Here is a 16456-nt window from a genome sequence, read left to right on the forward strand (position 1 = left end):
GAGAGTCAGGGCAGTGGGTTAGCCTCACTCGCCTGAAAATAAGTTGATGTGAAATGAGAGCTGGATTTCTCAGGGATACCCACATCCAAAAAATAAGAACATATGCCTCGTTTCGGCATATTTAAGGAGAAGTGCTATGAATAAGATTCTGGACGTTATTTCCCGTAAAGATGCAGAGAAAACCCTGGTAACCGGCGACGGGAATCTCTCTGTTTCGCTCTCTTCCCCCTCCATCATTCAGATTCACGGCAGTGCCAAAGACGTGGCGCACTATGTGCGTCAGGGCAACGATCTGCTGGTGTACATGAAAGACGGCAGCGTCATTCGCTGTAACGGCTATTTCGTGGAGGAAGAAGGGCGGGCGGGGCACCACTCAGAGTTGGTGTTTGATGACGGGAAAGAACTGACCCATATCACTTTTGACGAAGCGGGCGCGGCCGTAGGGACGCAGGGCACTGAATTAACCGCTACCGCAGTGCCGATCGAATCCATCGAGCCGTTCATGGACGGCTCGCTGCTGAGCGACATGCCGTGGGGCTGGGTTGCCGGTGCCGTGGCGGGCGGGGTGGGCATTGGCGCACTGCTGGCACACGGCGGCGGCAAGTCACACACCGAAGTTATCGACAACACCAACGAGGTGGAAAGCGCCCGGCCGACCTTTACGGTCACCGACAACAAAGGTGACAGCAAAGGGCTGTTGAGCAGCAACGCGGTTACCGATGATTCAACGCCAACCTTCAGCGGTTCCGGGCAGCCGGGCGCCACGATTCAGGTTAAAGACGGTAATGGCAACACCATTGCCAGCACCATGGTCGACGGCAACGGCAACTGGAAGGTTCTGCTGAGCGAGCAGCCAGACGGCACGCACACCTACAGCGTGGTGCAAATTGACGGCAATAAAATCACCTCCGCCGGGGAGATAACCCTCAACGTCGTCACCGCCCAGGCCTCACTGACCGTCGCGACGATCGCAGGCGACAATATGCTCAACGCGGCGGAGCAGGCAAATGACGTCGTCATCAGCGGCAGCGCAAAAGAGCTGGCGAGCGGCACCGCGCTTACCATCACCCTGAACGGCAAAACCTATGCGACTACCGTGGGCAGCGACGGCAGCTGGAGCGTAACCGTGCCGGCGGCCGAGGCTAAAAACCTGGCCGACGGCAGCTGGACGGTGGCCGTCAGCGGCAAAGACGCTGCGGGCAATAATATTTCTGCCAGTGAAACGCTGGTAGTAGACACCAAAGCCCCGACTCTGACGCTGGATACCCTCGCGGGCGATAACATTATCAACGCCGCTGAACATAACGCGGCGGTCACCGTCAGCGGTAAAACCGACGCCGAAGCCGGGCAGGTCGTTACCCTTAAGCTGAACGGCAAAACCTATACCGCGACCGTGGGCGCAGACGGCAGCTGGAGCATGGAGGTTCCGGCGGCCGACGTGCAGGCTATGGCGGACAACAGCTACACGCTGAACCTCAGCGTCAGCGACAAAGCGGGCAACGCTACGACGACAACCTCTTCCCTGCTGGTGGACACCACACCGCCGGAAGCCAGCGTCAATACCGTGGCCGGGGATGATATTCTCAGCGTCAGCGAACAAGGGCAGGCGCAGGTTATTTCCGGCACCAGCCGTGGCGCAGCGCCAGGCGATAAAATCACCGTTTCCATTGGGGGCGAAACCTACCAAACCACCGTGCAGGCGAACGGCACCTGGAGCATCGGCGTGCCTAAAGAGGTTATCTCTTCGCTGCCGGAAGGCCAGAACACCATTACCGTGGCCATCACCGATGCCGCCGGCAATACGGGCTCCACCACGCACGACATCACCGTCAGCTCCACCCCGCCGAACGTGGCTTTCAACGCGATTAGCCAGGACAACGTGCTGAACGCCATTGAAGCGACCCAGCCTTTAACCCTAAGCGGCACCAGCAATTTGCCGGACGGCAGCACCGTCACCGTGACGCTGAATAGCGTAAATTATACCGCGCAAGTTCAGGGCGGCGTCTGGCAGGTGCAGGTTCCTGTCAGCGACGTGGTTAAGCTAGGGGACACTACCTACACGCTTAGCGTGAGCGGCACGGATACCACCGGCAATACCGGGACGGCAACGGCCACGTTGCAGGTAGATACGGCCCTGCCAACGGTTATTGTGTCCACTTTTGCGGGCGATAACCGCGTTAATAACAGCGAAATCGCTAACGATCAGACGCTGAGCGGGCGCGTCACCGGGGCGCATCAGGGCGACACCGTCACCATTAACATTGGCGGTCAAAACTACACCGCCACCGTACAAAGCGATTTGACCTGGAGCACCACTGTTCCTGCGGCTGACCTGCAGGCGCTGGGCGACGGCGATGTTTCAATCGTCGCCTCCGTGACCAACGGCCACGGCAATACCGGCTCCGGCAGTCGTGACATCAATATCAACGCCCAGCTTCCGGGGCTGCGCATCAATACCGTCTCCGGCGATGACGTGATTAACGCCATCGAGCAGCATCAGGATCTGACCGTGACGGGGACCAGCACGCACCTCAATGCTGGCACGATTATCACCGTGCGCATTAATGGCGTGGACTATCAGGCGGCAGTGAGCGCCACGGGAAGCTGGCAAATTGGTATTCCGGCAGGCGATCTGGCTGGCTGGCCGAACGGCAAGCTGGAGATGGTTGCCAGCTCCGCCGACGAATCAGGTAATCCGGTAGCGGCCTCCCGCCCGGTGGACGTTGACCTGAACTCCGTCGCTATCTCCATCAACAGCGTGACCAGCGACGACATGCTGAATGCGGTTGAAAAAGCTGCAGATCTCACCCTGAGCGGAAAAACCCTGGGCGTGGAAGCCGGGCAAACGGTGGTCATTAAGTTTGCCGGGCACACCTACACCACAACCGTTAACGAAAACGGGGACTGGACGTATACCGTCCCGGCGGCGGATATGCGCGACATGATTGACGGCCGCGCCGACGTCTCCGTCAGCGTCACCAACGTCAGCGGGAACAGCGCCAGCGGCTCGCGTGAAGTGCTGGTCGATACCCAGCCCCCGGCCATCACGCTGAACAGCATCACGGCCGACAATATTCTTAACCATGCCGAAGCGGCACAGGATCTGGTGATAACCGGGACCAGCACCGCCCAGCCGGGACAAACGGTCACCGTAAGCCTCAACAACCAAAGCTACACCGGACTGGTGCTGGCCGACGGCACCTGGAGCGTTACCGTACCGGTTGCCGACCTGGCTAACCTGACCGACGGGAGCTGGTCGGTTAGCGCCAGCGTCAGCGACGTAGCGGGCAACCCGGTCAGCACCAGCCACGGAATGCTGGTCGATACCACCGTGCCGGTTGTCACCATCAATACTTTCGCCGGCGACAACATCGTTAACCGCTCCGAGCATGCTCAGGCGCAGGTATTGTCCGGGAAGGCCACCGGCGCCGCCGTGGGCGACAGCGTGAAAATCACCGTTAACGGCGTGGAATACTCAACGGTGCTGGACGCCAGCGGCAACTGGAGCCTTGGCCTGCCCGCAGAGGTGATAAGCGGCCTGGCGGACGGCAAATACACCGCAACTGTCGTGGTGACGGACAAAGCAGGCAACGTCGGCGGCAGCTCGCTGGCGTTTGACGTTGCTACCGGACTGCCGCAAATCACCATCAATGCCATCGCCCAGGATGATGTGATTAACGCGGCTGAAAAGAGCGCGGAAGTCACCATTAGCGGCACCAGCAATCAGCCAGACGGGACGCAAATCACCGTCAATCTGAACGGCGTGGACTACGCGGCCGTCGTCAACGGCAATGCGTGGAGCGTGAAGATCCCGGCGCTGGACGTCGCCAGGCTGGGTGAAGCCAGCTATACCGTGAACGCTTCCGTCACGGACGCCAGCGGCAACGGCAATTCTGCCAGCCACAGCGTGCTGGTCGACAGTTCTCTGCCGATTATCACCATTAACACCGTCGCGGGCGATAACATCATTAACCTCGCGGAGGTTAACGCCGGGCAGGTACTCAGCGGCAGCGTGATCAACGCGGCGGCAGGCGATGAAGTTACCGTCATTCTTGGCGGCAAAAGCTATACCGTTATCGTACAGAGCGACCTGAGCTGGAATTTGCCGCTGAGCAAAGAAATGCTCACCGCGCTGGGCGATGGCGAGCTTACCGTCCACGCCTCCGTCACCAACGGGCGGGGCAACACCGGCAGCACGGAACATGACATTACCATCGATGCCCAACTGCCGGGCCTGCGCATCGATACGATCGCGGGCGACGATGTTATCAACCTGGCGGAGCATAGCCAGGACCTGATCGTCAGCGGTACCAGCAGCGGTCTGAACGCAGGCAGCGTAGTTACCGTCACGCTGAACGGCAAAGACTATCTGGCAACGGTTAACGCCGATGGAACCTGGAGCGCTGCGATACCGGGCGTGGATGTCAACGGCTGGCCTGACGGCGTACTGACGGTAACGGCTAAAGCAGAAGATAGCGCCAAAAACCCGGTCAGCATCGACGGTATCGTCGATGTCGATTTAGCGCCGGTGTCCATCAGCGTAAACAGCGTCACGGCGGATAACGTGCTGAACGCGGCAGAAAAAGGCACCGATCTGGTACTTTCCGGCCTCACCACCAACGTTGAGCCGGGCCAGACCGTTACTATTACGTTTGCGGGGCATCGCTATACCACCACCGTCAATGACGACGGGAGCTGGAGCTACACCGTGCCTGCCGCCGATATGGCGAAGCTGAAGGACGGGGATGCCCAGGTGACCGTCAGCGTCAGCAATGCTAACGGCAACCCGGCGAATGCCGCCCAGGAATACGGCGTGGACGCCAGCGCGCCTGCGTTAATTATCGATCCGCTGAGCGGGAATAACCTGCTTAACGCCGCAGAGGCGAAACAGCCTTTGATTGTCAGCGGCAGCAGCAGCGCTGAGCCGGGGCAGGAAGTGACGGTCACGCTGAATAACGTCAACTATACCGCGACGGTCGGCCCTGACGGCCGCTGGAGCGTCAGCGTGCCGGCTAACGACCTCGCCGCGCTCAAGGACGGCATCATCACCGTCAGCGCGTCTGTCGCTGACAAAGCCGGTAACCCGGCAAATGCCGATCGCGGCATGCTGGTGGATATCACCGAGCCGAAGCTGACCATCGACCCCGTTGCCGGGGATGACACTATTAACGCCAGCGAGCATAACCAGGCTCATACCGTGAGCGGCACCAGCACAGGGGCGGCCGCAGGGGATGTGGTTACCGTCGTGGTGACCAACGGGCAGGGAACGTCGTTCACCTTCACCACCACGCTGGACGCTAACGGCAACTGGAATGTCGGTATCCCGGCGTCGGTCATTCATGGCCTCGCGGACGGCAGCTACACCATTACTGCCAGCGTCACCGATGCGGCAGGCAACAGCGGCAGCGTCGATCATGCCCTGACCGTCAACACCGCGCTGCCGGTTATTACGGTTGCCACTATCGCGGTAGATGACGTCATTAACGCGACGGAAAAGGGCGATGATCTGGTGCTCTCAGGCACCAGCAATCAGCCAGCGGGCACCCTTATCACCGTCACCCTGAACGGGATTAATTATCAGGCCGTGGCCGGAACCGACGGCAGCTGGAGCACAACGGTCCCGGCTTCCGCCGTCAGCAAGCTGGGCGAAGCTAACTACACGGTGACCGCGTCAGTGACCGACGCCCACGGCAATAGCAACAGCGACAGCCACAACGTGCAGGTCGACAGCGCCTTGCCGACCGTCACTATCAACAGCGTCACCGGCGACAACATTCTCAACGTCACGGAAATCGCCAGCGGCCAGACGCTGAGCGGCACCGTCACCGGGGCGATAAAAGGTGACATTGTCACTATTAATCTCGGCGGCAAGCTGTATCAGGCGACCGTCCAGGACGATTTGAGCTGGAGCCTGCCGGTTTCCAAAGAAATCCTCACCGCGCTGGGCAACGGCGAGTTGACCATCACCGCTTCTGTGACCAACGGGCACGGCAACACCGGCAGCGGCAGCCGGGATATCGTTATCGACGCGAACCTGCCGGGGCTGCGCGTGGACACCGTCGCGGGTGACGACGTGATTAACGCCATCGAACATAACCAGAACCTGATTATCAACGGCACCAGCACCGGCCTCAGCGCGGGCAGCGCGGTGACCGTAACGATCAACGGCAAAGACTATGCGGCAACCGTCCGCGCGGACGGCAGCTGGCAGGCCGCCGTACCAGGGGAAGATGTCGCCCGTTGGGCTGAAGGTGCCGTCACCCTTGAGGTGAAGGGCAGCAGCGGCGCGGGCAACGATGTGGCTATCCAGCATCAGGTGACCGTCGATCTCAGCGAAGTGGTCATCAGCATTAACGCAATAACCGGCGATAACGTGCTGAATGCCGCCGAAAAAGGCGCCAATCTCGAACTCTCCGGCATGACGCAAAACGTAGAGCCGGGGCAGACCGTCAACATTACCTTTGCCGGGCACACTTACACCGCCACGGTTCAGGCGGACGGCAGCTGGAAATACACCGTTCCGGCGGCAGATATGGTGAACCTGAAAGAGGGTGACACCGCCGTGCAGGTGAGCGTCACCAACAAAAATGGCAACAGCACCGAAGCGGCGCAAAACGTCAGCGTCGACAGCCTTGTCCCGGCGCTGACCGTTGACCCAGTCAGCCAGGATAACCTGCTGAATGCCGCAGAGGCGAAGCAGGATCTGATTATCAGCGGAACGAGCACCGCAGAGGCGGGCCAGACCGTGACCGTCCAGCTGAACGGCGAAAGCTATCAGGCAACGGTCAAAGCAGACGGCAGCTGGAGCCTGAGCGTACCTGCAGCGGACGTCGGCAAGCTGGTCGACGGTAACATCACCGTTACCGCAAGCGTAGAAGACCGCGCCGGTAACCCAGGCAGCGCCAGCCGCGACGTGCTGGTAGACGTAACCGTGCCTAAAGTGACCATCGGCACCATCGCTACCGACGATGTTATTAACCAGACCGAGCACGGCCAGGCGCAGGTGATTTCCGGCACCAGCAGCGGCGCGCAGGCTGGCGACATTGTTACCGTCACGCTGGGAAATAAAAGCTATACCGGCGTGGTGGACGCGAACGGCAACTGGAGCGTGGGCGTGCCGCGGGCTGATATCAGCGCGCTGGGCGACAATACTTACACGGTGACCGCCTCTATTACCGACAAAGCGGGCAATACCGGCGATGCTTCGCATACCGTTAAGGTGGATACCGTCGCGCCAACCCTGAGCATCGACACCATTGCGGGGGATAACATCCTCAACGCCGATGAGAAAACGGGGGATGTGGTAATTAGCGGCTCGTCTACCGGTCTTGCTGCCGGGACGTCGGTGACGGTGAATCTGAACGGTAAAAACTATGCGGCCACCGTGGGTGACGACGGTAAATGGACCACTACCGTCCCTGCGGGCGACGTTGGCAAGCTTGGCGAGGCCTTCTATGACGTTTCCGTCAGCGCCAGCAACGGCGTGGGCAACGCTGGCAGCCAGAGCAGCACCCTGGAAGTCGCCTCTACGCTGCCGGGCGTTATCATCAATGCCGTGGCGATCGACGACATTATCAATGCCGCAGAGCTGGCGGCTGGTCAGACGATTACCGGGCGCGTGACCGGCGTGCAGGCCGGGGCGGACGTGACCATTAACATTGGCGGCGTGAACTACACCGCTAAGGTGCAAAGCGATCTTACCTGGAGCCTGACCCTTGGCAAGGACGTGCTGACCGCGCTCGGCGACGGCTCGCTTAAAATTAACGCCTCCGTGACGGACGGGGCGGGTAACACCGGCACCGGTTCGCGCGACGTCACCATCGATGCGGCACTACCGGGCATCCGGATTAATACCATTGCGGGCGATGACGTTATCAACGCCATTGAACATGGCCTGAACCTGGTGATCAACGGCACCAGCAGCGGCCTGAACGAAGGCAGCACGGTAACCGTAACCATCAACGGTAAAGACTATGCCGCAACGGTGCGGGCCGACGGCAGCTGGCAGACCGTGGTGCCAGGAAACGAAGTCAGCCAGTGGCAGGCCGGAGATATCACCGTTTCTGCAGGCGGAACCAGCAGTTCAGGTAACCCAGTCTCCATCGATCATACCGTCAATGTAGATCTCAACGCGGTGGCGATAACCATCGGCCAGATTGCCGGAGACGACGTGCTGAACGCCGCCGAGAAAGGCGCTGATTTATTGCTCTCCGGGGTAACACAGAATGTGGAAGCCGGGCAGACAATCACCATTACCTTTGCGGGGCACACCTACACCACTCAGGTAGAGAGCGACGGCAGCTGGAAATTCACCGTCCCGGCTAATGATATGCAAGGTCTGAAAGACGGCGAAACTTCCGTGGAAGTCAGCGTCGCTAACGTGAGCGGCAACGGGGCATCGGCCGGGCGTGAAATCAGCGTGGATACCGCAGCCCCGACTCTGCAAATCAACACCCTCGCCGGGGATAACGTGCTCAATGCCGCCGAGGCCGGGCAGCCGCTGGTGATTACCGGCACCAGCGACGCGGAGCCGGGCCAGACCGTGACCGTGAAGCTGAACAATGAAACTTATACCGGCACCGTGCAGGCCGACGGCAGCTGGAGCGTAACCGTTCCGGTTGACAAAGCCTCCGCGCTTGGCGACGGCGTGTATACCGTTGAAGCCAGCGTCAGCGATGCCGCAGGCAACGGATCCTCCGCGAGCCATAACCTGAGCGTGGACGTCACCGTGCCGTCCATTTCGTTTGGCGTGGTCGCCGGCGACGACGTGATTAACCTCGCCGAACACGGGCAGGCACAGATTATCTCCGGTTCCAGCCGCGGCGCTGCTGCCGGGGATAAAATCACCGTGACTATTGGCGCAAACAGCTGGACCACCACCGTGGATGCGGCGGGCAACTGGAGCATCGGCGTCCCGGCCGGCGTGGTAAGCCAGCTTGCGGACGGTAAAGTCACCATCAACGCCAGCCTGACGGACAGCGCCGGCAATACCGGCAGCGGCAGCCATGAAGTGACGGTTAATACCGGCCTGCCGTCGCTAAACTTCAATGCTATCAGCGGCGATAACGTGCTGAACGCCATTGAAAAAGGCGAAGTACTGACGCTGAGCGGCACCAGCGCTAATCTGGCGCCGGGCACCGCCGTCATCGTCACCCTGAACGGCAAAAACTACACCGCCACCACCGACGCCAGCGGCAACTGGCGCGTGGACGTTCAGCCGGGCGACCTGGCCGGACTGGGTGAAGCAAACTATACGCTGACAGCCACCGCAACCAGCGCTATCGGCAACAGCGCCAGCGCCAACGCTAATCTGCTGGTGGACACTGCCGCCCCGGGCGTCACGATTAACCCGGTTACCGCAGACAACGTCCTTAATGCTGCGGAAATCGCGGCAGGCCAGACCCTGAGCGGAAAAGTCAGCAATGCCGCCGTAGGTGACACTGTCACTATAAAACTGAGTGGGAAAACCTACACCGCGACGGTGCAGAGTGATTTGAGCTGGAGCCTCGACCTGCCGGCCGACGTGCTGAGCGCCCTGGGTAACGGAAAATTAACCGTCACGGCTTCGGTCACCAACGGCCACGGCAACAGCGGCACGGCAGACCGTGAGTTTACGATTGACGCCAGCCTGCCGGGCATCCGCATCAACACCGTGGCCGGCGATGACGTCGTCAACGCCATCGAGCACAATCAGAACCTGATCATCAGCGGCAGCGCCAGCGGCATGAACGAAGGCAGCACCGTCACCGTCACCATTAACGGCAAGAACTACCTGGCGACGGTTAGCGCGAGCGGCACATGGTCGGCAGCCGTTCCGGCGCAAGATGTCGGCCTGTGGGCAGCGGGTAATATCACCGTGACGGCGGCGGGCAGCAGCAGCTCGGGCAATCCGATCTCTATCGATCGCTCCGTGACGGTCGATCTCACTCCGGTCGCGGTCAGCGTTGAAGCTATCACCGCAGATAACGTGCTTAATGCCGCCGAGAAAGGGGCAGACCTGGTGCTTTCCGGTAAAACCCAAAACGTTGAGGCGGGGCAAACCGTCACGATTATCTTCGGCGGCCACACCTACACGGCCCAGGTTGAGTCCGACGGCAGCTGGCACTACAGCGTGCCGGCAAGCGATATGGCCGGACTGAGGGACGGCGATGCGACGGTGAAAGTTAGCGTCACTAACGTGAACGGGAACGGCGCCAGCGCGGAGCGTGAGTTCAGCGTTGACGCCACGGCACCGGGGCTGACTATCGACCCGATCGCCACGGACAACGTGATTAACGCTGCAGAAGCAGGCGCAGGCGTGACCGTTACCGGGACGTCAAATGCGGAGGCTGGGCAGACGGTTACCCTGACCCTGGACGGAAAAACCTACACCGGCGTAGTGAAAGCGGACGGCACCTGGAGCATTACGCTTGATTCAACCGCCCTGGGCGCGCTTGCGGATAACCAGTATGCGGTAAAAGTTGACGTCAGCGATGCGGCAGGCAACAAAACCACCGGCAGCCAGAACATGACGCTGGACACCACCGCGCCGACCGTCAGCTTTAACGTCGTGGCGGGTGACGACATCATCAACCTTGAAGAGCACGCTCAGGCGCAAATTATCTCTGGCTCAAGCACTGGCGCGGCGGCAGGGAACAAAATCGTCATCACCCTCGACGGGATTCAGTACGTTACTCAGGTGGATGCCAACGGCAACTGGAGCGTGGGCGTGCCGGCCTCGGCGGTTTCAGCGCTGAAAAACGGCACGGCGACGATTACCGCCACGCTGACCGACAGCGCCGGAAACGAGGGAACGAACTCCCACACGGTTGAGGTTAACGCCGCCCGCATCGGGCTGACCATCGACACCATTAGCCAGGATGACGTGATTAACGCTGCGGAAGCTCAGCAGGATCTGGTGATTAGCGGCGGCAGCACCGAGCTGGCCGTGGGCACTCAGGTCACGGTCACGTTAAACGGCATTCAGTACAGCGCCACTATTCAGCAGGGCGGCGGCTGGAGCTTAACCGTCCCGGCAAACCAGGTGCAGAATCTGGCGCACGGCAGCGGCTACACGGTGATGGCCTCGGCGACAGACAGCGCGAATAACGCGACGTCGGCGACCCACAATATCAGCGTCGACACAGCTGCGCCGATAGTCACCATTGCCGACATCTCCGGCGACAACGTGATCAACGCGGCCGAACAGCAGCAGCCGTTAACGATTCGCGGCACCAGCAGCGCAGAAGCCGGGCAAAAAGTCACCGTTAAGCTGGGCAGCGAAAGCTATGAAGCCACGGTTCAGGCAGATGGCTCCTGGAGCCTCACCGTGGCCGCTGAAGATTTGGCAAAGCTCGCTGACGGCGACTTCTCCGTTCATGCCGCAGTGAGTGACAAAGCCGGGAACCCGGGCAGCGCGGACCGTACTTTGACGGTGGACACGACCGCGCCGACCATCACCTTCGACAAGGTGGCCGGGGACGACATCATCAACAGCGCCGAGCAGCAGGCAGGCCAGGTTATCAGCGGGACGACCAGCGCCCAGCCTGGGCAGACGATTACCGTGACCTTCAATAATCACGCTTACAAGGCGGTGGTTAGCGATACCGGGACCTGGTCTGTGACCGTGCCTGCTCAGGATTTCCTGGGCGCGGCGGACGGCAGCTATCAAATCTCTGCGAGCGTCAGCGATAAAGCGGGCAACGGCAGCAGCGCGGACAAGCAGGTCACCCTGAGTGGTGAAGTGCCTACCATCAGCATTAACACCTTTGCCGGGGACGATATCGTCAGCGCGGCGGAGCACGGCACGCCGCTGGTGCTGAGCGGAGTCACCAATGCTCCTGCGGGGCAAACCGTGACCATTACGCTGAACGGGCAGAAATACACCACGACGGTGAACGGCGACGGGACCTGGAGCTACACCCTTGGCAGCAGCGCGGTATCCGCCCTTGCGGACGGCGACGCATACGTTATTCACGCCAGCGTCAGCAACAGCATCGGCAACAGTGCGGGGGCCGACCGTACCATCACGGTGGATACCACGCCACCGCAGATGACCATCACCATTGACTCGCTGCAAAACGATACCGGGCTGAGCGCCAGCGACTTTATTACTGCCGACAACAAGGTCGTCGTAAAAGGTTCCCTGAGCGGGGCGCTGGGTAACAATGAGAAGGCGCAAATTAGCTTTGACGGTGGGGCAAGCTGGATTGATCTGGTGGTTAACGGCAAATCATGGAGCTATGCCGACGGGCGCACTCTGCCGGACGGCATCGTGACCTATAACGTGCGCGTCATCGACAATGCGGGCAACGTTGGCTCGACGGCAACGCAGAATGTGACCATCGATACCGTGGCGCCGGACGCCAGTAAGACCATTACTGTCGAAGCTATTAGCCAGGATACAGGTCTGGACGCGCACGACTTTATTACCAACGACAATACCCTGACCCTCAGCGGCAAGCTCGGCGCTCCGCTGGCGGCGGGCGAACACGCCCAAATCAGCATTGACGGTGGGAAAACCTGGATTGACGTGAGTATTAGCGGTACCACGTGGAGCTACATTGATAAGCGTACGCTGGCAGACGGTGATTATCTCTATCAGCTGCGCGTTGTCGACGAGGCGGGCAATGTCGGTGCAACCACCAGCCAGCTGGTAACGGTAGATACCGTGGCACCGGACGCGAGTAAAACCGTCTCGATTGACAGCATCAGCAACGATACGGGGCTGAGCAGCACTGACTTTGTCACCAGCGATACCTCGCTGACGGTGAACGGTTCGCTGGGCGCGTCGCTGCTGGCGGGGGAATACGTGCAGATAAGCCTGGACGGCGGGAAGACCTGGCAGACGGTAGTCACGGTTGGCACAACCTGGTACTTCAACGACGGCAGAACCCTCAGCGACGGCACTTATCAGTACCTGGTTCGCGTGGTTGACGATGCCGGCAACGTTGGGCAAAGCGCCTCTAAGAACGTCACTGTGGATACCACGCCGCCGGACGCATCCATCACCGTGACCGTCGACAGCATCACCACCGACAGCGGCTTCAGCAACAGCGATTTTATCACCAACGATAATACGCTGACGCTGAACGGTACTCTGGGGTCGGCGCTCGGCAACAATGAATTCGTCCAGATTAGCTTCGACGGCGGAGTCAGTTGGGTTTACGCCACCTCGGTGAACGGCACCAGCTGGAGCTATACCGACGGACGCCAGCTGGCGGACGGCGACCATACCTGGCAGGTTCGCGTCGTCGACCTTGCCGGAAACGTGGGCGCAACCACCAGCCAGACGGTGACGGTGGATACCGTCGCGCCAAACTATGGCATCACCATTGACGGTATCTCTGACGATACCGGGCAGAGCGCCAGCGACTTTATCACCATGGATACCACGCTGACGCTGAACGGCACGCTCGGCCATGCGCTGGCGAGCGATGAGCGCGTACAGGTAAGCCTCGACGGCGGTAAAACCTGGGTCGATGCCGTGGTGAACGGGACCGCCTGGCACTACGTTGATGGCCGCACCCTGGCCGATGGCGACTATGTCTACCAGGTTCGCATTGTCGACCAGGCCGGAAACGTCGGATCAACCGCAAACCAGCTGGTAACCGTTGACACCGTGGCTCCGGACACCGTGGGGAGCATCGTCAGCTATACCGACAACGACGGCGAACGTACCGGTAATTTCGACAGCAGCTATTCTACCGACGACACCTCGCCGGTGCTAAACGGCACGCTGAACCAGGCGCTGGCCGACGGCGAAATCGCACAGATCTTCCGCGACGGCGTGCTGGTGGGCAAAGTGACCATCACCGGCGGCACCAACTGGACGTTCGCGGACTCCGGCCTGCTGGACGGAAACTATCATTACGTTCTGCGAGTGACGGACAAAGCGGGGAACTACACCGAATCTAACGACTTTAGCCTGACGGTCGACACCTCGGTGCCGACCACCAAAGCGCTGGTTGACGGTTTAAACACCACTGACACCACGCCAATTATCACCGGCAGCGTGGATGCAAGCCTGGTGCACGGCGAGTTCGTGGTGGTGACGGTGAACGGCAAGACCTACACCTCCGATCGCGGAGGTGCGGTGGTGGTCGATCCTTCTTCTAACACCTGGTATCTGCAAATCCCGGACGCCGATGTGCTTTCGTTAAAGAGCTATGACGTTACGGCGCAGGTGAAAAGCAGCGCGGGCAACGGCAACAGCGTAGATGTCACGCACGGCACGGTGGTGGTAGGTGCAGAAGCGTCGATGTCGCCAGCCTGGTCCTTTACCAGCGCCACCAACGCCATTGCCGCCAGCTTTATGCTCGACGAAAACGGCATGTGGACGTTTGCCAGCAACCAGCAGTTCGCCACCTCGAGCGACCGCAACACTTACAAAGTGAGCGGAAACTTCACGATGAACGGGAGCTACACCACCGGTGCCTATGCGGACATCAACCGCGACGGCCACGCGGATATGCTGGTGGAAAGCACCAACTACAGCTACATCGCCCAGTTGATGAACAACGGGGATGGAACCTACACCTCAACCAGCCCCGGCAGCAGCGCCTCGGTCGGCGCGCTGTTGTGGTATGGCGCGGTCGTATCTATCGACTTCCAGGGTGACGGCTACGTCGACTTTGTGATGGGCGATGCTGGCGGGCCGGACTCCAGCACCTTTGTGAATAACAACGCCGGCAAGCTGGTAGGGACCTCCGGCGCCGGAACGTACATCAACTTTGTCTCCGGGGCTAAAGTCGGCAACTACAACAGCCTGATTGAAGCTTCAGGCGTGGATTTGAACAACGACGGCATGGTGGATATTGCTCAGCACACCACCAACGGCAACAACTACTATGCGCTGTCCACCATGTTTAACAAAGGTGATGGCACCTTTACCTGGGGCCAGAACTTCATCAACACCATGTACAGCGCAACGGGTTCTGCCGCCGCCAACAACTCGGTGAGCATGACCTGGGCTGACTTCGACGGTGACGGCTACATGGACCTCTACATGGGGATGTCACGGGCAGGCACCGGCGGCCTGCTGATGACGAACGACGGCAAAGGCAATCTGCTAGCGGGCACGGCGGTTGGCACCGAGAAGTACAACGGTACGGTCAGCGTGGCGGTGGACTGGAACATGGACGGCCGGATGGACATCATCAAGCTGGCCAACAGCGGGCAGTCGTATATGTACACCAACGACGGGCTGAAGGGCGTGGCAAGCTTCACCTCGTCGAAGTTCGGCTCGGCGACCACCAGCCAGGTCTCCGGCGCGGCGCTGGTCGACTACGACTGGGACGGCGCGCAGGACCTGCTGATCTTCCGCCAAAACGGCAGCGTGACGCTGGAGCGGAACACCAACGCCGTGGCACCGGGCACGGCGATTCACCTGAAAATTGTCGACAGCCAGGGCATTAACGTGTTCTTCGGCAACACGGTGAAGCTCTATAACGCGGCGGGTGAACTGGTGGCAAGCCAGGTGATTAACGCCCAGTCGGGGATCGGCATCAACGACGCTTCGGCGCTGGTGAGCTTCTACGGCCTCAACCCGAATGAAACCTACCATGCCGAGCTGGTGCGGGCGATCAACGGCGTCTCCAGCAACACGACCTGGAACGGACTCACCGCTGGCGATGGCAGAGAAAGCTATGCCCTGACGGCAGATGCCGCGACCGGCGTACACGGAGGCACGCTCACCGGCACCGGCTACAACGATACGTTTATCGCCGAGCAGGGCACTTATGTCTACAACGGCGGCGGCGGCTGGGAAACGTCTTCCGAACACCAGACCTGGAGCTCGACGGGTGGAATGGATGTGGTTGATTTCCGTAACTCGAGCGTGGGCGTCACCGTCGATTTGGGTAAAACCGGGGCGCAGAACACCGGGTTTAATACCGCCACCTTTAGCAATATCGAAGGGATCGTCGGCTCCAGCCATGACGATGTGATTACCGGCAATAGCGGGAATAACACCTTCGAAGGCGGCGGCGGTAACGACACCTTCAACATCGGCAGCGGCGGGCACGATACGCTGCTCTACAAGCTGCTGAACGGGTCGGATGCCACCGGCGGTAACGGCCATGACGTCGTCAATGGCTTCAGCGTCGGGACCTGGGAAGGCACCGCAGACAGCGACCGCATTGACCTGCGCGAGCTGCTGCAGGGCAGCGGTTACGCCGGAGATGCTTCCGCACACTACATCAATGGTGTCGCACAGCTGGGTGCCGGGGCAGGCAACATCGGCGACTACATCAAAGTGGTACAAAACGGCAGCAGCACCGAGATTCAGATTGACCGCGACGGTAAGGGCGGCGTCTTTGACCCAACCACCGTGGTGACGCTGAACGGGGTACAGACCGACCTCGCCACGCTGCTGGCGAACCACCAGCTGGTGGTTATTTAACGTTAGTGCTGCCGGGCTTTAAGTCCGGCGGCATTCTGGCCGCTTATCTTTATTACCCGGTATAAAACATGTTTA

1 protein-coding gene is annotated in these 16456 nt (G+C 60.3%); it reads left to right on the forward strand.

What is annotated here, in order from left to right; translation table 11 throughout:
* Window positions 1-136: 136 nt before the first annotated feature.
* The gene (locus JT31_RS00410) at window positions 137-16381 is read left to right on the forward strand and encodes an Ig-like domain-containing protein (protein ID WP_038472072.1); all 16245 of its coding nucleotides are present in this window, start codon (window positions 137-139) and stop codon (window positions 16379-16381) included.
* The last annotated feature ends 75 nt before the right edge of the window (window positions 16382-16456 follow it).

Source organism: Cedecea neteri, from assembly GCF_000757825.1.
GTDB classification, from domain to species: domain Bacteria; phylum Pseudomonadota; class Gammaproteobacteria; order Enterobacterales; family Enterobacteriaceae; genus Cedecea; species Cedecea selenatireducens.

Bases quoted from the DNA above. Each gene is read 5' to 3' on its own strand.
- JT31_RS00410 (WP_038472072.1), top strand. From the start codon at position 137: ATGAATAAGATTCTGGACGTTATTTCCCGTAAAGATGCAGAGAAAACC.